General features: G+C 64.8%; 24 protein-coding genes and 1 pseudogene. 11 read left to right on the top strand and 14 right to left on the bottom strand.

Annotation, left to right across the window (positions count from 1 at the left end; all coding sequences use genetic code 11):
• The first annotated feature begins 106 nt into the window (after positions 1-106).
• The 9 genes from AU465_RS25925 (at position 107) to AU465_RS25885 (ending at position 8,346) form a co-directional block, all read left to right on the top strand.
• Entirely contained in the window at positions 107-1,003 is an 897-nt protein-coding gene (locus AU465_RS25925; RefSeq protein WP_192254567.1) for a carbohydrate ABC transporter permease, read from the top strand.
• A gap of 5 nt (positions 1,004-1,008) precedes the next feature.
• Complete coding sequence (locus AU465_RS25920; protein ID WP_192254565.1) at positions 1,009-1,851, top strand: carbohydrate ABC transporter permease; 843 nt, start codon at positions 1,009-1,011, stop codon at positions 1,849-1,851.
• Between the two features lie 107 nt (positions 1,852-1,958).
• On the top strand, positions 1,959-2,780 hold the full coding sequence (locus AU465_RS25915; RefSeq protein ID WP_192254563.1) for a sugar phosphate isomerase/epimerase family protein: 822 nt from the start codon (positions 1,959-1,961) through the stop codon (positions 2,778-2,780).
• A 4-nt stretch (positions 2,781-2,784) separates the two neighbouring features.
• Positions 2,785-3,861, top strand: a complete 1,077-nt coding sequence (locus AU465_RS25910) for a Gfo/Idh/MocA family protein (RefSeq protein WP_192254561.1) — start codon at positions 2,785-2,787, stop codon at positions 3,859-3,861.
• Entirely contained in the window at positions 3,861-4,679 is an 819-nt protein-coding gene (locus AU465_RS25905; protein WP_192254559.1) for a sugar phosphate isomerase/epimerase family protein, read from the top strand. The genes AU465_RS25910 and AU465_RS25905 overlap by 1 nt, the downstream gene beginning before the upstream one ends.
• Complete coding sequence (locus AU465_RS25900; RefSeq protein ID WP_192254557.1) at positions 4,679-5,506, top strand: alpha/beta fold hydrolase; 828 nt, start codon at positions 4,679-4,681, stop codon at positions 5,504-5,506. The genes AU465_RS25905 and AU465_RS25900 overlap by 1 nt, the downstream gene beginning before the upstream one ends.
• On the top strand, positions 5,503-6,225 hold the full coding sequence (locus AU465_RS25895; protein WP_192254555.1) for a ribulose-phosphate 3-epimerase: 723 nt from the start codon (positions 5,503-5,505) through the stop codon (positions 6,223-6,225). The genes AU465_RS25900 and AU465_RS25895 overlap by 4 nt, the downstream gene beginning before the upstream one ends.
• Positions 6,225-7,262, top strand: a complete 1,038-nt coding sequence (locus AU465_RS25890; protein WP_192254553.1) for an ROK family protein — start codon at positions 6,225-6,227, stop codon at positions 7,260-7,262. The genes AU465_RS25895 and AU465_RS25890 overlap by 1 nt, the downstream gene beginning before the upstream one ends.
• The gene (locus AU465_RS25885; RefSeq protein WP_192254551.1) at positions 7,255-8,346 is read left to right on the top strand and encodes an ABC transporter ATP-binding protein; all 1,092 of its coding nucleotides are present in this window, start codon (positions 7,255-7,257) and stop codon (positions 8,344-8,346) included. Before AU465_RS25890 ends, AU465_RS25885 begins: the two co-directional genes overlap by 8 nt.
• A gap of 9 nt (positions 8,347-8,355) precedes the next feature.
• Here the strand turns inward: AU465_RS25885 and AU465_RS25880 are convergent, their stop codons facing one another.
• Both AU465_RS25880 and AU465_RS25875 read right to left on the bottom strand, forming a co-directional pair.
• Positions 8,356-8,913 carry a DUF8737 domain-containing protein gene (locus tag AU465_RS25880; protein WP_192254549.1) on the bottom strand — a complete coding sequence of 186 codons (558 nt, stop codon included), beginning with the start codon at positions 8,911-8,913 and terminating at the stop codon, positions 8,356-8,358.
• Positions 8,914-8,925: 12 nt separating this feature from the next.
• Positions 8,926-9,756: a class I SAM-dependent methyltransferase gene (locus tag AU465_RS25875; protein ID WP_192254547.1), complete on the bottom strand. Its 831-nt coding sequence runs from the start codon at positions 9,754-9,756 to the stop codon at positions 8,926-8,928.
• 85 nt (positions 9,757-9,841) lie between these two features.
• Here AU465_RS25875 and AU465_RS25870 point away from each other — a divergent pair, with 85 nt between their 5' ends.
• Positions 9,842-10,789: a LysR family transcriptional regulator gene (locus AU465_RS25870; protein WP_192254546.1), complete on the top strand. Its 948-nt coding sequence runs from the start codon at positions 9,842-9,844 to the stop codon at positions 10,787-10,789.
• Positions 10,790-10,793: 4 nt separating this feature from the next.
• Here the strand turns inward: AU465_RS25870 and AU465_RS25865 are convergent, their stop codons facing one another.
• A complete protein-coding gene (locus AU465_RS25865; RefSeq protein WP_192254544.1) occupies positions 10,794-11,627 on the bottom strand; it encodes a helix-turn-helix transcriptional regulator in 834 nt (277 codons plus the stop codon).
• A 98-nt stretch (positions 11,628-11,725) separates the two neighbouring features.
• Here AU465_RS25865 and AU465_RS25860 point away from each other — a divergent pair, with 98 nt between their 5' ends.
• Positions 11,726-12,628 carry an SDR family oxidoreductase gene (locus AU465_RS25860; RefSeq protein ID WP_192254542.1) on the top strand — a complete coding sequence of 301 codons (903 nt, stop codon included), beginning with the start codon at positions 11,726-11,728 and terminating at the stop codon, positions 12,626-12,628.
• 54 nt (positions 12,629-12,682) lie between these two features.
• On the opposite strand, the gene AU465_RS25855 is transcribed toward AU465_RS25860, so the two are convergent.
• From AU465_RS25855 to tssH, 11 genes and pseudogenes are all read right to left on the bottom strand, one after another.
• Positions 12,683-13,390 carry a GntR family transcriptional regulator gene (locus tag AU465_RS25855; protein ID WP_192254540.1) on the bottom strand — a complete coding sequence of 236 codons (708 nt, stop codon included), beginning with the start codon at positions 13,388-13,390 and terminating at the stop codon, positions 12,683-12,685.
• Positions 13,391-13,507: 117 nt separating this feature from the next.
• Positions 13,508-14,254, bottom strand: a complete 747-nt coding sequence (locus AU465_RS25850) for an aspartate/glutamate racemase family protein (protein WP_192254538.1) — start codon at positions 14,252-14,254, stop codon at positions 13,508-13,510.
• Positions 14,255-14,265: 11 nt separating this feature from the next.
• Positions 14,266-14,988 carry an ABC transporter ATP-binding protein gene (locus tag AU465_RS25845; RefSeq protein ID WP_192254536.1) on the bottom strand — a complete coding sequence of 241 codons (723 nt, stop codon included), beginning with the start codon at positions 14,986-14,988 and terminating at the stop codon, positions 14,266-14,268.
• Positions 14,985-15,764 (bottom strand): ABC transporter ATP-binding protein, encoded by a 780-nt coding sequence (locus AU465_RS25840; RefSeq protein WP_192254534.1) that lies wholly within the window; start codon positions 15,762-15,764, stop codon positions 14,985-14,987. Before AU465_RS25840 ends, AU465_RS25845 begins: the two co-directional genes overlap by 4 nt.
• Positions 15,765-15,767: 3 nt before the next feature.
• Positions 15,768-16,754 (bottom strand): branched-chain amino acid ABC transporter permease, encoded by a 987-nt coding sequence (locus AU465_RS25835; RefSeq protein ID WP_246506399.1) that lies wholly within the window; start codon positions 16,752-16,754, stop codon positions 15,768-15,770.
• Between the two features lie 7 nt (positions 16,755-16,761).
• Positions 16,762-17,628 (bottom strand): branched-chain amino acid ABC transporter permease, encoded by an 867-nt coding sequence (locus tag AU465_RS25830; protein ID WP_192254532.1) that lies wholly within the window; start codon positions 17,626-17,628, stop codon positions 16,762-16,764.
• A gap of 82 nt (positions 17,629-17,710) precedes the next feature.
• On the bottom strand, positions 17,711-18,913 hold the full coding sequence (locus AU465_RS25825; protein WP_192254530.1) for an ABC transporter substrate-binding protein: 1,203 nt from the start codon (positions 18,911-18,913) through the stop codon (positions 17,711-17,713).
• A 298-nt stretch (positions 18,914-19,211) separates the two neighbouring features.
• Complete coding sequence (locus AU465_RS25820) at positions 19,212-19,487, bottom strand: hypothetical protein (protein ID WP_192254692.1); 276 nt, start codon at positions 19,485-19,487, stop codon at positions 19,212-19,214.
• Positions 19,488-19,591: 104 nt separating this feature from the next.
• Positions 19,592-20,441 (bottom strand): annotated as a pseudogene (locus tag AU465_RS25815) (sigma-70 family RNA polymerase sigma factor).
• Entirely contained in the window at positions 20,441-20,929 is a 489-nt protein-coding gene (locus AU465_RS25810; protein ID WP_192254528.1) for a carboxymuconolactone decarboxylase family protein, read from the bottom strand. The pseudogene AU465_RS25815 and the gene AU465_RS25810 overlap by 1 nt, the downstream one beginning before the upstream one ends.
• A 104-nt stretch (positions 20,930-21,033) precedes the next feature.
• Positions 21,034-23,850, bottom strand: a complete 2,817-nt coding sequence (gene tssH, locus AU465_RS25805; RefSeq protein WP_192254526.1) for a type VI secretion system ATPase TssH — start codon at positions 23,848-23,850, stop codon at positions 21,034-21,036.
• Positions 23,851-24,051: the final 201 nt, after the last annotated feature.

Here is a 24,051-nt window from a genome sequence, read left to right as displayed (position 1 = left end):
GACCGGGGGGCCTGACTTCGGGCCTCCCGGTAACAACGGATCGGCAATGTGAGACGGACCTGTTTCCGAAGCCCCTTCTCTTGAAGGCGTATCCCAAGGTTGGCATATGACCCGGCAGAAGCGCTCCCGCCATAGACTGAAACGAGCGGTCGCACCCTATCTCTACCTGTCGCCCTCGCTCCTCATAATCGGCCTGCTGATGCTGCTGCCGATGGTGACGGTGATTGGCTATTCGTTCCAGAACAGCGCAGTGCTGCGTCGGGACCCGTCCTTTGCCGGACTGAAACACTACCAGGCGATCTTCAACGATCCCGTGTTCTGGGCTTCGCTGTGGCACACACTCTACTTCACATGCATGAGTGTGGTTTTCCACATGACCATCGGCATGGTCTTCGCGCTCATGCTGAACAGCGACCGCATCAATCCGACGCTGCGCAATGTCCTGCGCGTGCTCTACATTCTGCCCTGGCTGTTCACCGCGGTGATCATCGCGGTGATCTGGCGCCTGCTGCTCGAGCCGAACGGTGTCGTCAACAGCGTGCTCATGCAGATGGGCATCATCGGTTCCAAGGTCGAGTGGTTCTCCTCGCCCGAGACCGCGCTGCACGCCGTCACATTCGCCAATATCTGGGCGGGCTACCCGCTTTTCATGGTCAGCCTGCTCGCAGGCTTGCAGGGCATTCCCAAGGATTTCTACGAAGCCGCCGATATCGACGGGGCGAAGGCCTACCAAAAGCTGATCTTCATCACCATCCCGCAGCTGATGCCGATCATCATCAGCATCTCGCTGCTGGATTTCATCTGGACGATGCAGGTCTTTCCGTTGATCTGGATAACGACGGGCGGCGGTCCGATCTACTCGACCGAGGTCCTCAGCACCTACACGTATAAGCTGGCGTTTTCGAGCTACAACCTTTCGCAGGCATCGGCGAGCGCCGTGGTCATCCTGCTGATCTCTCTCGGCCTGACGCTGTTCTACATCCGCTATCAGAAGGCTCGGTAGTCACCATGAGGAAAAGGCACACGCCGAAAGACAGGCTGATCACCGTCGCGCTCCATGTCGCGCTTGCCGCGGGGCTGTTTTTCGCGGCCTTCCCGATCTACTGGATGCTGAGCAGCTCGTTCAAGTCGAATACCGAAATCTTTGCCCTGCCGCCAACCGTCCTGCCGAAGGCCTTCACGCTGGAAGCCTATGCGGCCATCCTTGGCGACCCGGTAAAGCTGCGCTTCTTCTTCAACAGCTACTTCGTGGCCGGAGCGGTGACCGTGCTGACGGTGCTGATCGCCTTGCTGGCCGCCTATGGGTTCAGCCGTTTCAATTTCCGCGGCAAGGGCAGTCTCAACACACTCATCATCAGCACACAGACGATCCCGCCGATCACGCTTTTGATCCCCTTCTTCGGGCTTGTCGTCTCGTATGGCATCTTCGACACCTACGTCGCACTGATCCTGACTTACCTGGTGTTCACGCTGCCCTACGCGATCCTGCTGATGACGGGATATCTGAACACCTTGCCCCGCGATCTCGATGAAGCGGTGGCTGTCGACGGTGGCAGCAGCTGGACCGCACTCTGGCGGGTGATCGTCCCGATTTCACTGCCTGGTATCGTGGCGACGTCGGTCTACACCTTCCTGTTGTGCTGGAACGAATTTCTCTTTGCCCTGACGCTGACGAAGTCAACGTCCATGCGCACCGTCCCGATCGGCATCCAGCTGTTGATGGGGCAGCACGCCTTCGAATGGAACCAGATGATGGCGATGAGCGTGCTCGGCTCGCTACCGCTCCTGCTCATCTACCTCGTCGCCCAGAGGTTCTTCCTCGCCGGCATGACCGCGGGCTCGGTCAAGTAGGATGTCCGTCCCACGGAGAACTGATGGTTTAGGCCGCGGATCGAAATCGATGGATTGGACCTTCTCTGCTGGCAGGGCCTACGCAGATGGAATCAAGGAATGAAAGGATGAACGTGAAAGACCTCAAAGTCGGCTGCCAGACCTTCACCTGGGAAATGCTCGGAGACCGTTTTGCCGGCGGCCCCGACGACCTGCTCAAAGCGATCGCCGATGGCGGCTACGCCGGCATCGAGATCACCGACACGATGATCGGCCGCTATGCCGGCAAGCCGGCGGAGTTTGCTACCGCGCTGAAGGCATCCGGCCTGACGCTGGTCTCCTTCGCCTTTGGTTCGAACAGCGGCTTCACGCTCAAGGACAAGATCGGCGCCGACCTGGCGACCGCCAGGCGCTGGATCGACTTCGCCGCCGCCTTCCCCGGTGCGCTGGTGTCGATGGGCTCGGCGACCGTCGTGTCGGACGGTCCGCGCGACGACAAGTTCGCCATTGCCGCCGAGGTCTACAACAAGGCCGGCGAGATCGGTCGCGAGGCCGGCGTCCAGGTCGCGGTGCATCCGAGCTCGCACCACAACACGCTGCTCTACGACCGCGCCGACTACGACCGGATCTTTGGGCTGCTCGATGCTTCGCTGGTCGGCTGGGTGCCGGACACCGGCCACATCCTGCGCGGCCACAAGGACATGGCCGACACGCTCACCACCTACCGCGACCGCATCCGCTACGTGCACCTAAAGGACGTCGATGCGAACGGCACCTGGGCGATGCTCGGCAAGGGTGTCTGCGACACGGCGAAGGTGATCGAGATCGCCAGTGCCGCGCCCAACTTCAACGGCTGGCTGGTGCTGGAGGAGGAGTCCGAGACCGCCGCCGCCGATCCGGCCAGCGCGGTCAAGACCAACCGCCAGACCATGCGCGGCTACGGAGCCTGAGACGATGATCCGCAAGAAAGACGGTCGCCTTCGTGTCGGTGTGCTCGGCTGCGGGCCGATCGCGCAGTTCGCGCATCTGGAATCCTGCGTGAAGGCGAGCAACGCCGACCTCTATGCGATCTGCGACGCCGCGCCCGATCTGCTGGCACGCATGGGCGCGACCTACGAGCCGCAGAAGATGTATGGCGACTTTGATGCGATGCTCGCCGACCCTGAACTCGAGGCGGTGATCGTCGCCACGTCGGATGCCTATCACGTGCCGATGTCGATCAAGGCACTGGAAGCCGGCAAGCATGTGCTGTGCGAAAAGCCGATCGGCGTCTCGGTCGAGGAAGGCCAGAAGCTCGCCGATGCGGTCAAGCGCTCCGGCAAAGTGCTGCAGGTCGGGCACATGAAGCGCTTCGATCCGGCGCTGGAAGCAGCGCGCGATTTCGTCCGCGACGAGATGGGCGAGATCCTGGCGCTAAAAGCCTGGTATTGCGATTCCACCCACCGCTACACCAACACCGATGCCGTGCAGCCGCTGCCTATTACCAGCAAGCTGGCGCGGAAGCCGTCCGGCAATCCGAAGGCGGACCTCAGGCAATATTTCATGCTGGCGCATGGCTCGCATCTGGTCGACACGGCGCGTTTCCTTTGTGGGGAGATCACCGCTGTGCGCGCACGGCTTAACGAACGCTTCGGCGCCTATTGCTGGTTCGTCGAGGCCGAATTCGCCAACGGCGCGCTCGGCCATCTCGACCTCACCGTCGCCGTGCGCATGGACTGGCACGAGGGTTTTCAGCTCTATGGCGAGAACGGCTCGGTGATCGCGAAGACCTTCAATCCCTGGTACTTCCGCGCGAGCGAGGTCGACATCTTCCACGAGAAGGACGCGACCTCGCGCAAGCCGCTCGGCGCCGATGGTCATTTCTTCCGCCGCCAGCTCGAAGGCCTTGCCGAGACCGTCCTCGACGGCAAGCCGATGCGCGGCGCCAATGTCGAGGACGGGCTAGCCTCGATCCGAGCCATGGTGGCGATCGCGCGTTCAGTCGAGAGCGGCGAGCGCGTCGAGATCGCTAGCGTGACGGGAGCGGTCTGATGCAGGTCGGGGTGTTCGCCAAGACCTTTCCGGGCAGCGACCCGGCCGGCGTTTTAGCCGCCGTGCGCGATGCGGGCTTTGCGGTCACCCAGTTCAACCTAGCCTGCGCCGGCCTGCCGTCGATGCCCGACGCGGTTCCGGATGCTGCGATCGACGCCATCGATGCCGCCGCCAAGACTTCAGGCATAGGTCTCGTTGCGCTGTCGGGCACCTACAACATGGCGCATCCGGACAGCCGGGTGCGCGACGATGGACTTCGGCGGCTCGCGATCATCATCGAGACAGCGGCCAAGCTTTCGATCCCGCTCGTCACGCTCTGTGCCGGAACGCGCAATCCTGACGACCAGTGGGCGCACCACCCCGACAATGCCGATCCTTCGGCCTGGGCCGACATGGCGCGCGAGATGGAAAAGGCGCTTCAGCTCGCCGAGCGCCACGGTGTCGATCTCGGCATCGAGCCGGAGCAGGCCAATATCGTCACCTCGGCCGACGACGCGATGCGGCTGATCGCCGAGATGGGCTCTAAGCGGCTGCGCATCGTGCTCGATCCCGCCAATCTATTCGAGCGGGCCGATCCGGAAGCAGCGCGCGCCATCGTTGCCGAGGCGGTCGAGCGCACGGCAGGTCATGTCACGCTTGCGCACGCGAAGGATCGTTTCGCCGATGGTCGCTTTGCCACAGCCGGACAGGGCGTGGTGAACTTCGCCGACTTCATTGGCCGATTGAAGGCCGTCGGCTTCGATGGGCCGCTGGTGACGCACGGGCTCTCCGCCGAGGAAGCGCCCGGAGTTGCCCGTTTCCTCGGGGAGCTGGTGTGATGTCGGGCCGGATTGCGCTTCCTCGCGACGGCGCGACGCTGTTGGCCACCGACACGGGCGAAGGCCCGGCAGTTGTGTTCCAGCACGGGCTGGGCGGCGGCGAGACGCAGGGCGCGCAGACTTTTCCTCCCGGCTTCCGCCGCATCACGCTGGAATGCCGCGGCCATGGTGGCTCCGGGCTTGGCGAGCGGCGGCCGTTCTCATTCGAGATGTTCACCGATGACGTTCTGGCCGCTGCCGACCAGGCCGGCCTCGACCGCTTCTTCGCCGGTGGCGTCTCGATGGGCGCGGCGATAGCGCTACGCCTCGCCTGCCGCCATCCGCGGCGCGTCGCCGGCCTGATCCTGGTGCGGCCGGCATGGATGTTTTCCGCCGCGCCGCAAAACATGGAGCCAATTGCCGAGGTCGCCGAGCTCATCCTCGAACACGGGACCGACAAGGGGCGGACGATCTTCGCGCAATCCGAGACCGCGTCGCGTCTCTATCACGAGGCGCCCGACAATCTTTCCTCGCTGCTCGGCTATTTCGACCGGCCCGACGCCAAATCGTTCGCGCGAGTGCTGGCCGACATCGCCAGCGACGGACCCGACGTTTCCGAACGCGACGCGGCCGCGCTCGACATTCCGGCACTTGTCATCGGCAACGAAATCGATGCCGTGCACCCGCTGTCGACCGCCTACACGCTTGCGGCCGCGATACCCGACGCGGTCTTCGCCGAGATCACGCCCAAAGCGCACGACAGCGCGAAGCATTTCGGCGAGTTGCATACGCAGATCAGTTCCTTCCTCCAGTCCCATTCGAATGCCCGGAGCCTCATTCCGTCATGACCGCCAAACCCCTCTCCGGCCCCGCGGCAATCGCCGCACTGCCGCGCAACCGGCTTATCGGCGAGTTCTCGCTGTGGTCGGCGGATCTCGTCAATATGGAGCGCGACCTGAAGCGCATCGAAGCCCATGCCGACCTGCATCACATCGACGTTGCGGATGCCCGCTTCACCCCCGGCTTCCTGTTTTTCCCCGACCTGGTGGCGCGCATCGCCAAGCTGACGGCGAAGCCGATCCATGTGCACCTGATGGTCGAGGCCGAAATCGTCGAGGTGCAGACGCGCCAGTTCATCGAGGCCGGCGCCGACCTCGTGACTGTCCACGCCGAGAACGGCGAAGCGGCCTTGAACGCCGTAAAGCTGGCGCATGAGCTCGGCGCCGAGGCCGGCGTGGTGCTGCGGCTGGAGACGCCGGTTTCCGCCATCGTGCCCTTCCTGCCGCACGTGGCCTTCGCGACGCTGCTCGGCACCTCGATCGGCGTCAAGGGTCAGAGCCTGTCCGAAAAAGCCTGCCCGCGCCTGATCGAGGCGCGCGCGCTGATGCGGAAGGCCGGCCGCGAGGCCGACATCCTGCTCGCCGCCGACGGCGGCATCCGCCACGAGACCGTGCCGCTGCTGCGCGCCGCCGGTGCCGACACGGTGGTGCTGGGTTCGCTCGCTTTTGGCGACCCCGACCTCACGCAGCGCATGGCGTGGCTGCATGGATTGAAGGCCGCCGCCTGATGAGCACGATCGCCCTTGCCTTCGACCTCGGCGGCACGGAGCTGCGCGGCGCGCTGGTCGAGCGCAGCGGCGACGTGATCGCGCGCGTCTCGGCGCCGACGCTTGCCGGCGCCGGATCGGAGGCGGTGATCGGCCAGATCATCGCGCTGGCGGACAAGCTGCTCAAGGAGCACCCGCAGGCAAAGGTCAGCGGCATCGGCATGTGCGCGCCGGGGCCGCTCGACCCGAAAGCCGGGATCGTCATCGGGCCGCCGACGCTCGCCGGCTGGCACAATGTGCCGCTGATCGACATCCTCAGCCGGCAGTTCGGCTTGCCGGTGCGGCTGGAGAACGACGCCAATGCCGCGGCGCTCGGCGAATGGCGCTTCGGCGCCGGCCGCGGCGCCGGATCGCTGGTCTTCGTCACCGTGTCGACCGGCATCGGCGGAGGCGTGGTCGCCGACGGCCACATCTACCATGGGAGACGCGGGCTCGCCGCCGAGATCGGCCATATGACGATCACCGGCGAAGGCGACCGCTGCTTCTGCGGCGCCATCGGCTGCTTCGAAGCGGTGGCTTCCGGCACGGCGCTCGGGCGCCGGGCGACGCGACTCACCAAGCCCGGCGACGGCTCGCTGCTCAGGCGCCTTTCGAATAACGGCGACGTTTCGGCCCGCCATGTCGTCGAAGCCGCGCGCGCCGGCGACGCCGGCGCGCGCGAGCTTGTCGAAGCGGAAGCGCGATGGCTCGGCGTCGGCTTCACCAACCTTTTGCATCTCTATTCGCCGGAGGTGATCGTCATGGGCGGCGGGCTCGCCAACGGCTTCGACCTGCTGGCGCCGGGAATCAGGGCGACGATCGATGAGCGCGCCATGCAAGCCTATCGCGACGTGCCGATCGTGCCGGCGGAGCTCGGCGACCGCGCCGGGCTGGTCGGCGCGGCAAGCCTGATCCTTTGGGAGGGCGAGCCGGGCACGGCGCTGGCGATGGTGCAGAACGACGAGACGAAGAACGGCGCCGGCGAAAAACCCGGCTCCAGGGAGGCAAGCCATGGCTGAGCTCAAGCTGCGCGGCGTTCGCAAATCCTATGGATCGGCCGAGATCATCAAAGGCATCGACCTCGACGTCGCGGATCGCGAATTCGTCGTCTTCGTCGGACCGTCCGGCTGCGGAAAGTCGACCTTGCTGCGCATGATCGCCGGGCTGGAGAAGATCACCGCCGGCGACCTCACCATCGATGGCGGGCGCGCCAACGATATCGACCCGTCCGAGCGCGGGCTGGCCATGGTGTTCCAGTCCTACGCGCTCTACCCGCATATGAGCGTGGCGGAGAACATGGGCTTCGCGCTGAAGATCGCCGGCGTGCCCGCGCAGGAGCGCGAACGCAAGGTGAAGGAAGCGGCCGACGTGCTGCAGCTTGCGCATCTGCTCGACCGGCGGCCGAAGGCGCTTTCCGGCGGCCAGCGCCAGCGCGTCGCCATCGGGCGCGCCATCGTGCGCAACCCGAAGGTCTTCCTGTTCGACGAGCCGCTCTCCAACCTCGATGCAGCGCTGCGCGTCAGCATGCGGCTGGAGCTGATGCGGCTTCATGAGCAGCTCCAGGCGACGATGATCTATGTCACGCACGACCAGATCGAGGCCATGACCATGGCCGACAAGATCGTCGTGCTCAACGCGGGCAACATCGAGCAGGTCGGCTCGCCGCTCGACCTCTACAACCGGCCGGCCAACATTTTCGTCGCCGGCTTCATCGGCTCGCCGAAGATGAGCCTGATCAAGGTGAAGGTGGCGTCAACCGGGGGCGAAGGCATCGGCGTCTTCCTGCCGGGCGGCAGGACGCTGACCGTGCCCGCCGAGGCGGGCGGCGCGAAGGCCGGCGACGAGCTGCTGCTCGGAATGCGGCCGGAGCATCTGAAGATCGCGAACGACGGACCGTTCAAGGGACAGGCTGCGCTCGCGGAGCGGCTCGGCAGCCTGACCATCTTCCATGTCGAGATCGCGCCCGACGTGTCGCTGGTGGTGCAGGCCGAGGGCGGCGACGCAACGCCGCTGCATACGCCGATCGTGCTCGATATCGCGGCGGCGGCCTGCCATCTGTTCCGGACGGATGGGCCGGCTCTGACGCCGCTGCAGCGGGCTTGATGGCCGAGATCATCGAACGGATGAACGGGAGCGAAGAGAGCTGAGGCCGCCTGCTTGCCGATCGCCGGAGGCCGGCACGATCTTGGGCTGAGGGCGCGCCAGCAGATAGAAGGCGGCGACGTGCGTGATCATCAGCAGAGGCACATAGACGATCGGGATCGCGTAGGCGGCGCCCAGTTGCCCCGCCAGGTCCGGAAGGTCGAGCACGGTGCCGTGGTAATAATCGACGACAAGGTCGACTATGCCCACTAGGTTGAAGGCGACCACGAGCGGCCAGAAGATCGAAGGCCGCCTCGCGCCAAGCAACGCCAGCATGGCCAGAAGTCCGGTCACGAAATCGCCATAGGCGGCGAAGACGACGAAGCCGGCGGGCAGGTTCGGACCGACGACGCCCGGAAGCAGGAAGACGAGCCCGAAGAAGCGGAAGCTGTGCAGCGTGGCTATTGCGCGCTGCGCCTCGGTGCGGTCCATGAACTTGAGCCTTGGCCAGATATAGGCGCCGAAGCAAAGCAGCCAGGGCACGTAGCCCAGAACGAGATGGATGTTGAAGATCGTCGCCGGCGACATTTTTGTCTCCTCTCAGCTCTTGTTTGGAACGGCCTCGAACACGGCGCTCAAGACACCCAGCCGGCCTTCCATGAGATTGCGCCCGAGATTGGCGGCGAAATCCGCGAAACCCGGCCCCATGACGACGCCGAGATTCAGTGAAGGCGGCGGCCCGGACGCCCGCAGCGCAGCGAACCACGTCTTCGCCTCGGCGGTATCGTCCTGCTGGACAAGCATGCGGAACCCGGCGGCCTCGATCGCCTCGCAGGTCGCGGCGGCGGATAGCAGGAAGCTTTCCGCCGGCGTCTTCGCCCAGGGAACCGGATAGTGCGGGTCGCCGCCGTTCAGCACGACGTCGAAGGTCGCGAACTTTCCGCCCGACTTCAGAACGCGCCTGATCTCGCGATAAAGTCGCGGCCGGTCCGCTATGTTCATCGCCACATGCTGCAGCAACACGACGTCGAAACCGCCGTCATCGAGGGGAAGCGCCAGCGCGCTGCCAGCCTTGAACGATACTTGTGCGCCCTGCCCCGTCCGCGCGGTCAGATACTGCGCGGCTTCGACAAAGGGCTCGCTGAGATCGACGCCCGTCACCTCGCAGCCATAGGTCGCGGCGAGAAAACGGGCCGGCCCGCCCACCCCGGATCCGACGTCGAGCACCGACATGTCGGCCGTGATGCCGGCCAATTTCGCAAGCTCGGCGGTCGCGGCGAGCCCGCGGGTGTGGAACTGGTCGAGGCTAGCCAGTTGTTCGGGCTTCAGCCGCTGCTCCTCTGGCCCCAAGGCCACCAGCACCGTCTTCAATCGCTCGGCCAGGCCGGTCGCGCGGTAGTGATCGCGCACGCGATCCAACTCGTCTGTCATTTGCCATTTCCCTTCAGGCTTCCGATCCGCGACACAGATACGACCGCTTTGTGCCGGCAACTATCCGCGATAATGTCGATGGGTCATGAAGCAGAACTTCACAGTCAGGCATGGCGCGCTCGACGGCGTCGAGGCGTTCCTGAGCGTCGCCAAGCATCGCAACTTCCGCAAGGCGGCTGCGGAGCTTAGCGTCACGCCATCGGCGATCAGCCAGGCGGTGCGGACGCTGGAAGCGCGTGTTGGCGCCGCGCTCTTCACGCGCACGACACGCAGCGTCGGGCTGACCGAAGCGGGCGAGCGCTTCTTCGCGCACGCCCGGCCGGCGTTCGAGGAATTGATCGCCGCCAGCGAGATCGCGCGCGGGATAGGACAGCGGCCGGCGGGACTTTTGCGCCTCTCGGTGCCGCCGGCGGTGGTGCCGACCCTGCTGGAGCCGATGATCGCGTCCTTCTGCCAGGCCTATCCCGAGATCGAGCTGGAGATCGTCGCAAGCGGCGAGCTTGCCGACCTCGCAGCCGAGGGATTCGACGCCGGCATCCGACTCGGCGATCTGATTGCGGCCGACATGGTCGCGGTTCGGCTGACGCCGCCCTTCCCGATGGTGGTTGTCGGCAGCCCCGACTATCTACGCCACCGAACGATGCCGGAACGCATCGAGGATCTGCGCCACCACGCCTGCCTGCGCCTGCGCCGCTCGAACGGTTCAGTCGCGCCGTGGCGCTTTGCCAAAGGCAACAAGGCGATCGAGGCAATCGTCACCGGACCACTCATCGCGCACGACTACCCCACGCTTCTCGGAGCCGCGATCCAGGGCGCCGGGCTTGCCCAGGTACCCAGCCCGATCGCCAGCCCGGCAATCGCGGACGGGCGCCTCGAAACGCTGCTTTCGGCATTCGCCGCCACATCGCCGGGTGTCTTTCTCTACTACCCGGAAAGGCATCAGGTGCTGCCCAAGCTGCGCGCGTTCATCGATCATATCCGCTCGCAAGGCGGCGCCGATGCTTCCCAAAAACGGGCACGGGCTCAGGCCTGATCTATCAGCCGGAGCGGGAAGCGATCAGCGATTGGATGCGTTCGGCGTCCGAACCGTTCACGGGGTTGTAGACCACCATGCCGAGTTCGGGGCGGCCGTCGACCGCGAAAACCGAGAATTCCAGCTCGATCAGCCCAATCTCGGGGTGCCGGAGACGCTTCACGCCTTCGCCGTGAGCGGCGACGAGGTCGTTGTCCCGCCACAGCGCTTCGAATTCCGGACTGGTCCGTGAAAGTTCCTCGACCAGTTCGGCGATCTCCGCGCCGGCGCCGGCGCGAGCGGCATCGGCCCGGAATGACCCGACCACGAAGCGGGCGACGCCTTGCCAGTCATCCTGCGCGGCGCGCACGCGCGGGTTGCCGAACATGAGGCGCAGGATGTTGCGCTGCTCGCGGGGAAGCTTCGAATAGTCGGTCAGCAGCGCGGCGGCGGCGCGGTTCCATGCAACGACGTCCCACGTCGCGGTCTTGATGATTGCCGGACTGGTCTCGAGGGCGTCCAGCACGCGCTGCAGGCGCGGCGTCACGCTGTCCACGCTCTTGTAGCGGACCTCCGGCGGACGCCCGAGGCCCAGCATGAACAGATGCTCCCGTTCGGGCTCGGTCAGCATGAGGCCGGTGGCGATGCGGTTGAGCACATCCGCGGACGGAGCCCCTCCCCGCCCCTGCTCCAGCCACGTGTACCAGGTCGGGCTGATATTGGCGCGCTGCGCCACCTCTTCGCGGCGCAGGCCCTGCGTGCGCCGGCGCCCCGTGGTGAAGCCGAAGGCAACCGGATCGAGACGCATGCGGCGGTCCCGAAGAAAGTTGCCAAGCTTGCTGGTCGCCTCGGCAGGCATTGCGATCCTGTTGACTATTATACCATGATAAGATCACTACTTTAACAGAATGAGCTATGGCGCGACAAGGGCCTCCGAACAACAGAGGAGCCCCTCCCATGCGTGTATTCCTTACCGGCGCGACCGGTTTCATCGGTTCCAGAATAGTTCCGGAACTCCTTGCCGCCGGGCATCAAGTGCTCGGCCTGACGCGATCCGACGCAGGCGCGCGCGCCCTTGCAGCCGCCGGCGCCGAGGCCCATCGCGGCGACCTCGAAGACCTCGACAGCCTCCGCGAGGGCGCGGCGCGCTCCGATGCCGTGATCCACACCGCCTTCGATCACGATTTTTCGAATTTCGTGGCGAACTGCGAGAAGGACAAGCGGGTGATCGAAGTGCTGGGCGGCGCGCTGGCCGGTTCGGACCGGCTGCTGCTCATCACCTCCGGCGTCGGCATGGGCAGTGCAGGGCCCGGACAAGCGGCGAAGGAAGATGCCTTCAACACCGAGCATCCCAATCCGCGCATCCTGTCAGAGCTTACCGGCGCGGCGATGGCTGAGAAGGGCGTCAAGGTATCGGTAGTGCGGCTGCCGCAGGTGCATGACACGGTGAAGCAGGGCCTGATCACGCCGCTCATCGAGGTGACGCGCGCCAAGGGCGTGTCAGCCTATCTTGGCGAAGGCCGCAACCGGTGGTCGGCGGCGCATGTGCTGGACGTCGCGAAGCTCTACCAGTTGGCGCTGGACAAGCAGGAAGCCGGCGTTCGCTACAACGCTGTCGCCGAAGAAGGCATTGCGATGCGCGAGATCGCGGAGACGATCGGTGGCGGCCTCAATGTGCCGGTGGTCTCGCTGTCGACGGAAGAGGCCGCGGACCATTTCGGATGGTTAGCCATGTTCGCCGGTCTCGACATGCCGGCCTCCAGCGCGTGGACGCGGGAGCATCTCGGCTGGCAGCCGACCGGACCGGGGCTCATCGCCGACCTCGAGCGGATGGATTATTCGCAGGCAGCCGCGGCCTGACGAGCGGGCGCCCGAGATTCTACGGCTCGGCTTTCCAAAGCCGAGCCACCTGACTTATGCGCGCAGCAAATCCGCCAGGCTGTCGGACTTCTCCACCTTGTCGGTGAGGTCCAGCCCCGAAAGCAGATCGACCAGGTGGCTGTTCATCAGGGCCGCGGCGTCGGCGCTGTCGCCGGCTTCGATCGCGTCGACCAGAGCGTGATGGGCGTGCTTCTCGCAGGTCGCGTCGCGGCGCTTCCAGTAGAGCGCGATGATCAGCGAGGAGTGCGAGACGAGGTCGCGCACGAAATTGGTGAACACCGAATGCGCGGCGATCTCGGCGATGCCGACATGGAAGCGCGCCGAAAGCATGATGGCGTCGCTGTCGCGGCCATCATGCAGCGCCTCATGCTCCTTCTCCAGATGTGCCCGCAATTGCGCGATGTCCGACGGCATCGCCGCCCTGGCGGCAAGTGCGGCCACCTTGGGCTCGATCAGCGCCCTCGCCTCGAACACCTCTCGCGCCTCGATCTTCGACGGCTGCGCGACGAACGCGCCGCGATTGGGCTCCAGCCGCGCCAGCCGGTCATGGGCAAGGGCCTGCAGGGCGGCGCGGACGACGGTGCGGCTCACCGAATAGATCGACGCCAGCTCGTCTTCCGGCAGCTTGGTGCCCGGAGCGAGACGATGGCTGACGATGGCGTCCCTCAGCCCATAGTAGATCGGCGACCAGCGCGCTGCCGGCTTGTCGTCGCGATCTTCTTCCTTGAGTACCGTCAACATGCTTTCAATGCGCAGGCCCGACGCGGCCCGTTCTGCCCCCAAATCGCCAGCGGCCAATCCAATCCTAATGTCGCTCGCGCCCCGGTCAATCCCGAGGGATCCGATCTCCCAGGGCCGCTAGCCGGGCGAACCGGCGCCTGCCGGCGACGCCGAAGCAAAGATGCCGGCGAAGCGCTTGCCGCGCGGCGCGGCATAGCCGCCGACCTTCGACGTCTTCAGACCAACCTTGAGCAGGCTCTCGGCCAGCGTCACCGCGCAGACGACGCCGTCGAGGACGGGAACGCCATGCTCCTCCGAAAGCTCGTGGGCGAGGTCGGCCATGCCGGCGCAGCCAAGCACGATCGCCTCGGCGTGGTCCTCGCGGATGGCGCGCGCGATCTCGTCCGATATCCTGTGCCTGGCATTCGAGCCTGGCTGTTCGAGGTCGAGCACGGCGACTTCGGACGAGCGCACTTTGGCGCAGCGCGAGGCGAGCCCGTATTTCGCCAGATTGTGCTCGATGGCGGGAACCGAGCGGGCAAGCGTGGTGACGACGCTGAACCTGCCGGCGACGAGGCTGGCGAGATGGAAGGCCGCCTCGCCGATGCCGATGACGGGAGCTTCGGTCGCGCAGCGCGCGGCATCGAGCCCGGTGTCGTCGAAGCAGGCGATCACATAGGCATCCGCCGCCGGCGCCTTGCCCATCTCGGCGATGATGCCCGGCACGGCGAAGACCTCGTCGAAATAGCCCTCGATGCTCGGCGGACCATCGGCCGGATTGACGGCGATGATCTCGGTTCCCGTGGACGCAACGCTTGCCGCCGCCTTGCCGATCTTGGCGGTCATCGACGCGGTGGTGTTGGGATTGATGACGAGTATGCGCATTAAAATCAGCCTCAGATCTCGCCGCCGAGATAAAGACGCTTGACCCGGTCGTCGGTCAGCAATTCGGCGGAGTTGCCGCTCAGCGCGACGCTTCCGGTGGTCAGCGCATAGGCGCGCTGCGAGATGCGGAGCGCCATGCGCGAATTCTGCTCGACCAGCAAAACGCTGACCTTCTCGTCGCGGTTGATGGCGACGATCGAGCGGGCGATGTCCTGGACGAGTTTGGGCGCCACGCCGAGCGACGGCTCGTCGAGCAGCAAAAGCCTCGGCTTCGCCATCAGCGCGCGGCCGATGACCAGCATCTGCTGCTCGCCGCCGCTCATCGTGCCGGCGGCCTGCGAGAAGCGCTCCTTAAGCCTGGGGAAGCGCCCCAGCACCATCTCCATCGATGCAGCGATTTCGGCCTTGCTGGAGCGCGTGAAGGCGCCCATCAGCAGGTTGTCCCTGACCGTCATATAGGGGAAGACGCGGCGCCCCTCCGGCACCATGGCGATGCCCATCTTGACGATCTCGTCCGGGGCGGCGCCGTCGATGCGCTTGCCGCTGTAGTGGATCTGGCCCGACCTGATCTTGCGCAGGCCGGTGATGGCGCGAAGGATCGACGACTTGCCGGCGCCATTGGCGCCGATCAGCGCGACGGTCTCGCCTTCATTGACCTCGAGCGAGACGCCCTTCAGCGCGTAGACGTGATCGTAATAGAGCTCGACGCCGGCGAATTTCAGGATCTGGTTCATAGGCCGATCGCCTCGTCTTCGCTGCCGAGATAGGCTTCGATGACCTTCTCGTTGGCCTGGATTTCCGACGGCGTTCCCTCGGCGATCTTCTGCCCGAAATTGAGGACCACGATGCGGTCCGAGATCTTCATCACGGCCGGCATGTCATGCTCGACCAGCAGGATGGTGAGGCCGAGATCGCGCAGGCGCCGCACCATCGCCACCATGCGCATCGTCTCGTCGTGGTTCATGCCGGCGAAAGGCTCGTCCAGCAGCAGGATCGAAGGGTTCGTGGCGAGGCCGATGGCGATGCCAAGCGCCCGCAAATGGCCGTGCGGTAGGTTGTGGGCGGTCTCGCCGGCAAGCGAGGCCAGGCCGAGCAGCGCCAGGATCTCGTCGGCCGATTGGCCGAAGGCTGCCTCGTCGGCCTTGGCCGTGCCCGTGCCGAGGAAGAAGCCGAACAGATTCGCCCTTGAGCGCAAATGGTGAGCGATAATGACGTTGTCGCGCACGCTCATATTCTTGAAGATCGTCGTTTCCTGAAAGGTTCGCACGACGCCCTTGCGGGCGGCGATGTGCGGCGCGAGGTTCGAGATACGCTCACCCTTCAGGCGCACTTCGCCGGATGTCGGCCTGAGGAACGACGAGATCAGCTTGAACAGCGTCGATTTGCCGGCACCGTTGGGGCCGATGACCGAGAGGATTTCCTTCTCGCGCACCGAGAAGGAAACGTTGTTGACGGCGACAAGACCGCCGAAGCGTTTCGTCAGGCCTGAAACTTCGAGCATGTCAGCCATGGCTCAACTCTTCCGGCTCGGGAGGGCGAGGCTGAGCAGCCCATTGGGTAAGACAAGCATCAGCACGATCATCAGGCCCGAGTAGATCAGGAGCTGGAACTGGCCGGTCTGGAAGAGCAGGTCCCAGCCGAAATAGAGCACCAGCGTGCCGAGCATTGGCCCGAACACGTAGCCAAGACCGCCGAGGAAACAGTTCAGCATGAAGTTGACGGAATCGGTGACGGTGAAACTCGACGGATAGATCGATTGCGAAATGGCAGCGAAGATCGCGCCGGCGACACCGCCGAAAAAGGACGAAACGGCGTAGGCGATGACGCGCAGATAGGCGATGTTGACGCCGATGGACGAGGCCAGTTCCTCGTTTTGCTGTAGCGACTGACAGAGCTTGCCGATACGCGAGTGAACCAGCCGGTACATCACCGCGAAGCAGACCACCATGAGCGTGACCGCCAGCAGGTAGAAGGCCAGGCGGGAATTCTGCAACGTGGCGAAATCGGGAATGATGGTGAGGCCGAAGACCGAGAGCGCGCCGGGAAGCGGGATGCTGACGATGCCCTTGGCGCCGTTGGTGATCGGCAGCGCCAGCGCCAGCAGCCGAGCGACCTCGGTCAGCGTCAGCGTCACCATGGCGAAGTAGACCCCGCGCAAGCGCAGTATCGGCAGGCCGATGAGCACGCTTGCTGCCGCGCAGAACAGGCCTGCGACCGGCAGCGTCGGCCAGAACGACCAGCCGTGGTTCATCACCAGGATGGCCGACACATAGCCGCCCATCAGCGCATAGGCGCCCTGGCCGATATTGATCCGGCCGATATAGAAGGTGAACCACACGCCGGCGCTGGCGATGCTGAGCAGTGCCACGGAGGTAAGCGTGTAATAGAGGTCGGTGCGGCCGCTCGCCGCGATCAGAACCGGCACGGCGATAAAGACGATCGCCAGGAAGGCAGCTACCGAGGCGATTTTCACGCTGAGCATCATGGCAGGATGCGTCATGGCACGATCAACCCCACGGCTTGCCCATCAACCCGTTGGGGCGGATCGACAGGAACACCATCAGCGCAGCAAAGATGGCGAGGTATGTGACGTCACCGTACTGACGCAGCACGGTAAGGCCGATCGACTCCATCATGCCGAGAATGAAGCCACCGGCGATCGCACCGCCCACGACGCCGGCGCCCCCGATCATCACCATCAGGAAGGCCTTGATCGAGATCGGCCCGCCGATGCCGGAATTGACGCCGGTAATTGTGACCAGAAGGCCGCCGACGATGCCGGCCAGCATAGCGCCCATGGCAAAGCCGATCATCGAATAGCGATCGACCTTGACGCCCATCAATTGCGCGGCGACGCGATCCTGGGCCAGCGCCCGCATGGCGCGCCCGACCCGGCTATACTGCATGTAGAGGACGAAGGCCGCGATGAAGATCAAAGCGAGGGCGCCGACGACCAGACGGTCGTAAGGCATGATGATGCCGCCCTCGTTGAAAACGCCTTTGACGATCTTGGGAACGCCGCGCTGCTTCTCACCGAACAACAGCAGGATGACCGCGTCGAAAAAGAAGGCTGTCGCCGCGGCGAGCAGCATCGTGCTTTCCTCGCGCAGGCTGCGCCTGATGACGGTGCGAAAGAGGAATTTCTCCATCAGGGCGCCGATGATGGCGAGCGTGATGCCGGACGCCAGCAGCGCCATCACGAAGGGCAGGCCGAGCTGGCCGTAGACGGTGTAAGTGATGAACCCGCCCAAAACGTACATCTGCCCGTGGGCAAAGTTCAGCACGTTCATCAGGGCGAAGATCAGGGTGAGGCCCAGCGCGATCAGCGCATATTGGGCACCGAGATACAACCCGTTGGCGATGACCTGTTCCATGGACACCTTCTGTCTTCCGCGGGGTCCGGACCATCGCCCGGACCCCCGGCATGCGGGAGGAAGCAACCTTAGGAACCTAACCCTAGTCGACGGAGCCGACGAACAGGGTCTGGAAAGCGCCGTCCTTATACTCGTTGACCACCATCGGCACGGCGAGCTGGCGCTTCTGGCCGAACGAGGTTGCGCCGACATAGCTCAGCTTGGCGTCGCCCTTCAGGAAGGGATTGGGCGCCGAGAAGGTGTCCATGGTCTTCTTGAATTCGTCGACGTTGTTGATGGCGGCCGGATTGGCCTTAAGCGTGTCGATGATGTATTCCAGCGCGTAGACCTTGGTGTTGGACTCGTCGTTGTACTCGCCAAACATCTTGGTGTAGCGGGCGACGAACTCCTTCATTTCATCCGAAGCAATCTCCGGCGTGGAGGCGCCGCCGACGGAGATGAAGCCGTTGGCATATTCGCCGGCGCCCTCCTCCAGAACCTTGGCGTCCTGCGCCGTTTCGGTCGAGATCAGGCCTTCGAAGCCGAGTTCACGGGCGGCGCGGATGAGCAGCGGCGCGTTGGCCGGCGCCACGCCCGACAGCACCAGCAGATCGGGCTTCAGCGCGACGATCGGCGTCAGCACCGGCGTGAAGTCACGGGTATCGTTCTGATAGGTGTCGTTCTGCGCCACGACATCGAGCCCGAGCGCCTTGGCCGCCTCGACGCCGCTGTCACGCTGGCTGAGCGGATCGGATTCGTTCGCGGCGACAAAGGCGATCGTCTTCACGCCCTTGTTTTCCTTTAGATATTTATAGATCGCCGGACCCGACTGGTAGTTGGCGATCATGCCGAGCACGGCATTCGAGGCTGGCTTCTGGTAAAGCGCCTTCGGGAAGGCATAGGGGAAATAGATGATGCCGTTTGCCTCGGCGACAGGGCGCACCGCGGCCGCGCCGTCATCGACATTCGGTCCGACCACATAGTGGATACCTTCCTGCGCCATCTTTTCCATGCCGGCGATGGCACGCTTGGGATCTTTCTGGTCGTCGAAGGTGACGATGTTGATGTTGTAGGTGTCGTCGCCGATCTTGACGCCGCCTTTTTCGTTGAGCCAGGCGGCGCGCGTCTGCATCGAGCGCACATTGGACGTGCCCCAGGCGGCGGCTGGGCCGCTGGTGACGCCAACGAAGCCGATTTTCAGTTCCTTGTTCTCAGCCTGTGCGGACGGAATGCCAACAGCGGCAATCGCCAGGGTCGAGACGGCGCCAAGCACCATCGATTTCAGAGTCGAGCGTCGGTTGATCATCTGCAGTTCCCCTTCTGGTTATCGCGCTTTGTTTTGCTCGTAGGCTTGCGCGGATGGCTTAAGGGAAACCCACTGCGACAGATTGTCAACATCTTTCTTGATTATTGTATACAATCGTTGGAAAGAATGTGTGCGATGGCCGATTTGCCTGCGGCAGGGCAGTGCTCAAAGGAGGTTACCGCCCGAGCAGCAGCCATCGTGGGCGAACCCGATCAGCGTTCGCAGGAAGAGTGAACAGAAACGGTTGTGGCTTGCCGACGGCCGTGCGCGCAGGTTCAACGCGCGCCGCGGGCGGCAGCTATTTTCCGCAATGATGATCGTTGATCTTGTTCAGTGCGTTCGCGTCCGGCCCCGTCCGGTGGTAGGAGCAGGCGCCCGCCGCCGTGGTGACCAGCATGGCGTCATAATAGCGTGGACCGCCGAACAGGATGTCGATGAGGTCGCCTTCGGCCGGAACATAGCGCTCCTGCTCGACCAGGCGCTTATGGTGCCGATCCCCGGCGAATGCCGGGCCAGATGCGCTAATGGCCGTAGCCAGAACGAGAGCGGAGATTGCAAGGCTTTTCGTCGTCATCGTCAGCAACCCTTCTGGCCATCCAGTACCCAAAAACATATAGCCAAAATCGCCAGCGGAACAAAGGTTCCGTCGGCGGCCTTGTGCTTCACCAGGCGCGGTTTCTAATGCAGGTGCCTCAGCTTGTCGGGGTTGCGCATCACATAGATCGCCGTGATCTTGCCGTCCTCGATGTCCAGCGCGGTCGTCTGGAGCTCGCCATCGGCTTCGAGCGTGACGAAGCCGGGCAATCCGTTGATGAAGCCAAAGCGGACAAGCTGCGAGCGGTTGTCCTTAAGCCAGGCGACAACGGTCGCGTATTGCTTCATCACGGCATCGTAGCCGAAGACCGGCGCAATAGCCGCCGGGCGCTTGCCGCCGCCATCGGCGTGGGCGCTGACTTCGGCGCTCAACATGGCGCCCAGCGCCGCCGCTGCGCGAGGCGTTGAAGAAGGCTTCGGCAAGCTCCAGGCCGCGCTCTTTCTCGACCTTGAAACGCGGCCGCGCCTCGCGGACATGGTTGCGGGCACGGGCGGCGAGCTGGCGGCACGCGGCTGGGTCGCGCTCGATCTCCGCCGCGACCTCCTCGAACTGCAGCCCGAAGACGTCGTGCAGCAGGAAGGCCGCCCGCTCGAGTGGCGACAGGCGCTCCAGCGCCAGCATCAACGGCAAGGCGACGTCGTCCGGTTCGTCTTCTTCGACGACAGGATCGGGAAGCCAGGAGCCGACATAGGTCTCGCGCCGGTGGCGGGCGGATTTGAGCTGGTCGAGGCAGAGGCGCGTGACCGTGCGGCGCAAAAAAGCCTCAGGCTCGCGCACCTCGGCGCGGTCGGCCCTCATCCAGCGGATGAAGGCCTCCTGCATCATGTCCTCGGCGTCGGCCAACGAACCCAGCATCCGGTAGGCGACCCGCATGAGCTTCGGGCGCAGCGGCTCGAAAGCCGCCGCCGCGCCCTCGGATGTTGACTCCGTCATCAAGCCGCGGCCGCCTTGTTGGAGGCCTTGGCATTGGCAGCCTTCAGGGCCGCCGGATCGACGAAGCCGCCGAAGCCGACCGCGATGCGGTTCCAGCCGTTGATGATATTGATCATCAAGGTGATCTTCACCCGCTCCTCCTCGGTGAAATGGTCCTTCAGCACTTCATACGCGGCCTCATGCGTATGGCCTTCGCTGATCCGCGTCAGCGCCTCGGTCCAGCCAAGCGCCGCGCGTTCACGATCGGTATAGCACGGCGCCTCGCGCCAGGCCGCCAGCAGGTAGACGCGCTGCTCGGTCTCTCCGCGTTCACGGGCATAGGTCGTGTGCATGTTGATGCAGTTGGCGCAGCCGTTGATCTGCGAGGCGCGTATCTCGATGAGCTCGGCAAGAGCCGGATCGAGGCTGGAAGCGATGGCGAGCGAGGCGCGGTGCCACTCCTTCATCAGCGACGGAGCGGCGGCGAGGGGGTCAAGTCTGGCAGTCATGGTCGGTTCCTTTCGTTGGTTCCGACCTCAAGACGAGTGGGGACCCGCCCAATGTGACATGGCGCCGATTTTTTTGCGCCCCGAAGCCCCGCTACGCGGCCCCACTACTCGAAAGAGTAGGTGAAGCCTTCCTTGGACGCGCCGACGGTGACCTTCGTCATCTTCGCGCCGTCCAGCGAGCGGTTGAGCACGCCGCGGCTGAGCTCCGGCAGCAGCGTGTTGGTGAGGATGGCGTCGATCATGCGGCCGCCGGATTCGATCTCGGTGCAGCGCGCCTTGACCAAGTCCATGACGCCGTCGCCGATCACCAGTTCCGCATCGTTGGTCGCCTTAAGTCGCCGTGCGATCTTGGCGAACTGGTGCCGGGCGATCGCCTCGATCATCGCATCCGACAGCGGATAATAGGGTATGGTGACCACCCGGCCGAGGAAGGCGGCCGGGAATACTTTCAGCAGCGGCGCGCGCAGGGCCGCGTCGAGATCGTCGATGCCGGTCCGCACGGTGCCGTTTTTCGTGCGGCCCATGATGACGTCGGAGCCGACATTCGAGGTGAGCAGGATCAGCGTGTTCTTGAAGTCGATGCGCCGGCCCTCGCTGTCGTCCATCATTCCCTTGTCGAAGACCTGGAAGAAGATCTCGTGCACGTCGGGATGCGCCTTCTCGACCTCGTCGAGCAGGATCACCGAATAGGGCTTTCGGCGCACCGCCTCGGTCAGGATGCCGCCCTTGCCGTAGCCGACATAGCCGGGTGGCGCGCCCTTCAGCGTCGAGACCGTGTGCGCCTCCTGGAACTCGGACATGTTGATCGAGATCAGGTTCTGCTCGCCGCCATAGAGCGTCTCGGCGAGCGCCAGCGCGGTCTCGGTCTTGCCGACGCCGGAGGGGCCGCAGAGCAGAAACACACCTACCGGCTTTTCCGGAGCGCCGAGCCCGGCGCGGCTGGTCTGCACGCGCCTGGCGATCATCTCCATCGCATGATCCTGGCCGACCACCCGCTCGGACAAGGTCGCGGCGAGCCTGAGGGCCTTTTCGGTCTGGCTGGACAGCATGCGTCCGGTCGGGATGCCGGTCCAGTCCTGCACAACCGCGGCGACCGCATTGCGGTCGACCGACGGCAGGATCAGCGGCGTCTCGCCCTGCGCCTCGGCTAGTTCCGCCATCAGTTCGCGCAACCGCGCGAGATCGGCGGCGGCTTCATCCGCCGGCTCAGCGGAAGCTGCTTCGGCCTTTGCAGCCTTGGCCCCCTTGGCTTTCGAGGCCTTGGCTTTCTTGGTCTCGGCAGCCTTGCTCTCGTCGGGCTTTTGCTCAGGCGCCTTTGCCGCACCCTCCGCGCTCTCTGTTTCCTCGCCGGCCTCGTCGGCTGCCGCCGCGTCGAGCGGCACGCCCTCGCCGCGCAGTTTGGCGCGCAGGTCGAGGATTTCGGCCACCAGCGCCTTTTCGCGATCCCAGCGCGCCTGGGCGGCGGCCAGGGTAGTCTCGGTTTCCGCCAGCCCGGCGTCGACGCGGGCTTGCCGGTCAGCGACCTCGATGCCGATCGCCGCCTCGCGGCCGATGATGCCGCGCTCGACCTCCAGCGCCTGGCGGCGGCGCAGAATGTCCTCGACCTCGGCGGGCGTGGCATGCTGCGAGATAGCGACGCGGGCGCAGGCGGTATCGAGCAAGCTGACTGCCTTGTCCGGCAGCTGCCGCGCCGGGATGTAACGATGCGAAAGGGCAACCGCAGCCTCGATCGCCTCGTCGAGGATCTGCACCTTGTGGTGCTGCTCCAGAACGCCGGCAACGCCGCGCAGCATCAGCACGGCCACCGCTTCCGACGGCTCGTCGATCTTGACCACTTGGAAGCGGCGCGTCAGCGCCGGATCCTTCTCGATGTGCTGCTTGTATTCGGCCCAGGTCGTGGCGGCGACGGTGCGCAGCTCGCCCCGCGCCAGCGCCGGCTTCAGGAGATTGGCGGCGTCGCCGGTGCCTGCAGCACCCCCGGCGCCGATCAGCGTATGCGCCTCGTCAATGAACAGGATGATCGGCATCTCGGATGCCTGGACCTCGTCGATCACCGCCTTCAGCCGCTTCTCGAACTCGCCCTTGACGCTGGCGCCTGCCTGCATCAACCCGACATCGAGCATCCGCACGCTGACATTCTGCAACGTCGGCGGCACGTCGCCCTGAGCGATACGGAGCGCAAATCCCTCGACCACCGCCGTTTTGCCGACGCCGGCTTCGCCGGTCAGGATCGGGTTGTTTTGCCGGCGTCGCATCAGGATGTCTACGATCTGCCGGATCTCCGGATCGCGGCCGACCACCGGATCGATCTTGCCGTCGCGGGCGCGCTGGGTGAGATCGGTGGCATATTTCGCCAGCGCAGAATCCCCGCCCGGACCGCGCTTCATCGGCGTCTCGGCAGCGGCTGCGGCGGGAGCTGAGCCGGCTTCGAGCGAGCCTTCGGTGACATCGGCGAAGCGGGAAATGACGCCGTCGGCATCGATCTTGTCGAATTCGGCGCTGATCTTCGATACCAGGCCTTCCAGCACCGGCGTCTTCAGGCAGACAAGCAGGATGTGGGCGCTGCGCACCTCCTCCACGCCGAATTCCAGCGTCGCCAGGTTCCAGCCTTCCTGGATGGCGTGGAAGATGTGGTCGGAGAATTCCTCAACCGAGGTCGCGCCGTAGGGCAGCTTGTCGATGGCCCGGGTCATGTCGGCCGTCAGCCGGCTGACGTCCAGCCCGGCATCGGCGATGATCATCTGCACGTCCGAGCGCTCGGACAGCACGAGTTGCTGGATGAAGTGGACGAGCTCGACATAGGGATTGCCGCGCAGCTTGGCCGTGTCGGCCGCGGCCTTGAAGGCGCGCACCCCCGTGGCGTTGAGCTTAGCGACCAGTTCCTTACGCTTGAAGCTCTGCGATGACCGGCGCTGTTCCATCGAACCTGCTCCCGCAATCTGCCGACTGTACCCTGCCATATAAGCGGCTGCTTGACAAAGCCGTGTGACGGATAAGGCGTTTGGATCTATCCGACCGGCACCGCCCGGTTACACAAGCTCTGCAATGTCGTGCAACAAACACCGGATCGCGGTCCGGGCTATGCGAGCCATTTCACATACCCGGCCCGGCAATCGCGCAAT

This window comes from Mesorhizobium silamurunense, assembly GCF_014843905.1.
GTDB lineage: Bacteria > Pseudomonadota > Alphaproteobacteria > Rhizobiales > Rhizobiaceae > Mesorhizobium > Mesorhizobium silamurunense.
Note: the sequence above shows the minus strand (reverse complement) of the source record. Positions and strands in the feature narration are given on the sequence as shown.

Excerpts from the sequence above, each read along its gene's own strand:
- AU465_RS25925 (WP_192254567.1), top strand. The coding sequence starts at position 107 with ATGACCCGGCAGAAGCGCTCCCGCCATAGACTGAAACGAGCGGTCGCA.
- AU465_RS25920 (WP_192254565.1), top strand. The coding sequence starts at position 1,009 with ATGAGGAAAAGGCACACGCCGAAAGACAGGCTGATCACCGTCGCGCTC.
- AU465_RS25915 (WP_192254563.1), top strand. The coding sequence starts at position 1,959 with ATGAACGTGAAAGACCTCAAAGTCGGCTGCCAGACCTTCACCTGGGAA.
- AU465_RS25910 (WP_192254561.1), top strand. The coding sequence starts at position 2,785 with ATGATCCGCAAGAAAGACGGTCGCCTTCGTGTCGGTGTGCTCGGCTGC.
- AU465_RS25905 (WP_192254559.1), top strand. The coding sequence starts at position 3,861 with ATGCAGGTCGGGGTGTTCGCCAAGACCTTTCCGGGCAGCGACCCGGCC.
- AU465_RS25900 (WP_192254557.1), top strand. The coding sequence starts at position 4,679 with ATGTCGGGCCGGATTGCGCTTCCTCGCGACGGCGCGACGCTGTTGGCC.
- AU465_RS25895 (WP_192254555.1), top strand. The coding sequence starts at position 5,503 with ATGACCGCCAAACCCCTCTCCGGCCCCGCGGCAATCGCCGCACTGCCG.
- AU465_RS25890 (WP_192254553.1), top strand. The coding sequence starts at position 6,225 with ATGAGCACGATCGCCCTTGCCTTCGACCTCGGCGGCACGGAGCTGCGC.
- AU465_RS25885 (WP_192254551.1), top strand. The coding sequence starts at position 7,255 with ATGGCTGAGCTCAAGCTGCGCGGCGTTCGCAAATCCTATGGATCGGCC.
- AU465_RS25880 (WP_192254549.1), bottom strand. The coding sequence starts at position 8,913 with ATGTCGCCGGCGACGATCTTCAACATCCATCTCGTTCTGGGCTACGTG.
- AU465_RS25875 (WP_192254547.1), bottom strand. The coding sequence starts at position 9,756 with ATGACAGACGAGTTGGATCGCGTGCGCGATCACTACCGCGCGACCGGC.
- AU465_RS25870 (WP_192254546.1), top strand. The coding sequence starts at position 9,842 with ATGAAGCAGAACTTCACAGTCAGGCATGGCGCGCTCGACGGCGTCGAG.
- AU465_RS25865 (WP_192254544.1), bottom strand. The coding sequence starts at position 11,627 with ATGCCTGCCGAGGCGACCAGCAAGCTTGGCAACTTTCTTCGGGACCGC.
- AU465_RS25860 (WP_192254542.1), top strand. The coding sequence starts at position 11,726 with ATGCGTGTATTCCTTACCGGCGCGACCGGTTTCATCGGTTCCAGAATA.
- AU465_RS25855 (WP_192254540.1), bottom strand. The coding sequence starts at position 13,390 with ATGTTGACGGTACTCAAGGAAGAAGATCGCGACGACAAGCCGGCAGCG.
- AU465_RS25850 (WP_192254538.1), bottom strand. The coding sequence starts at position 14,254 with ATGCGCATACTCGTCATCAATCCCAACACCACCGCGTCGATGACCGCC.
- AU465_RS25845 (WP_192254536.1), bottom strand. The coding sequence starts at position 14,988 with ATGAACCAGATCCTGAAATTCGCCGGCGTCGAGCTCTATTACGATCAC.
- AU465_RS25840 (WP_192254534.1), bottom strand. The coding sequence starts at position 15,764 with ATGGCTGACATGCTCGAAGTTTCAGGCCTGACGAAACGCTTCGGCGGT.
- AU465_RS25835 (WP_246506399.1), bottom strand. The coding sequence starts at position 16,754 with ATGACGCATCCTGCCATGATGCTCAGCGTGAAAATCGCCTCGGTAGCT.
- AU465_RS25830 (WP_192254532.1), bottom strand. The coding sequence starts at position 17,628 with ATGGAACAGGTCATCGCCAACGGGTTGTATCTCGGTGCCCAATATGCG.
- AU465_RS25825 (WP_192254530.1), bottom strand. The coding sequence starts at position 18,913 with ATGATCAACCGACGCTCGACTCTGAAATCGATGGTGCTTGGCGCCGTC.
- AU465_RS25820 (WP_192254692.1), bottom strand. The coding sequence starts at position 19,487 with ATGACGACGAAAAGCCTTGCAATCTCCGCTCTCGTTCTGGCTACGGCC.
- AU465_RS25810 (WP_192254528.1), bottom strand. The coding sequence starts at position 20,929 with ATGACTGCCAGACTTGACCCCCTCGCCGCCGCTCCGTCGCTGATGAAG.
- tssH (WP_192254526.1), bottom strand. The coding sequence starts at position 23,850 with ATGGAACAGCGCCGGTCATCGCAGAGCTTCAAGCGTAAGGAACTGGTC.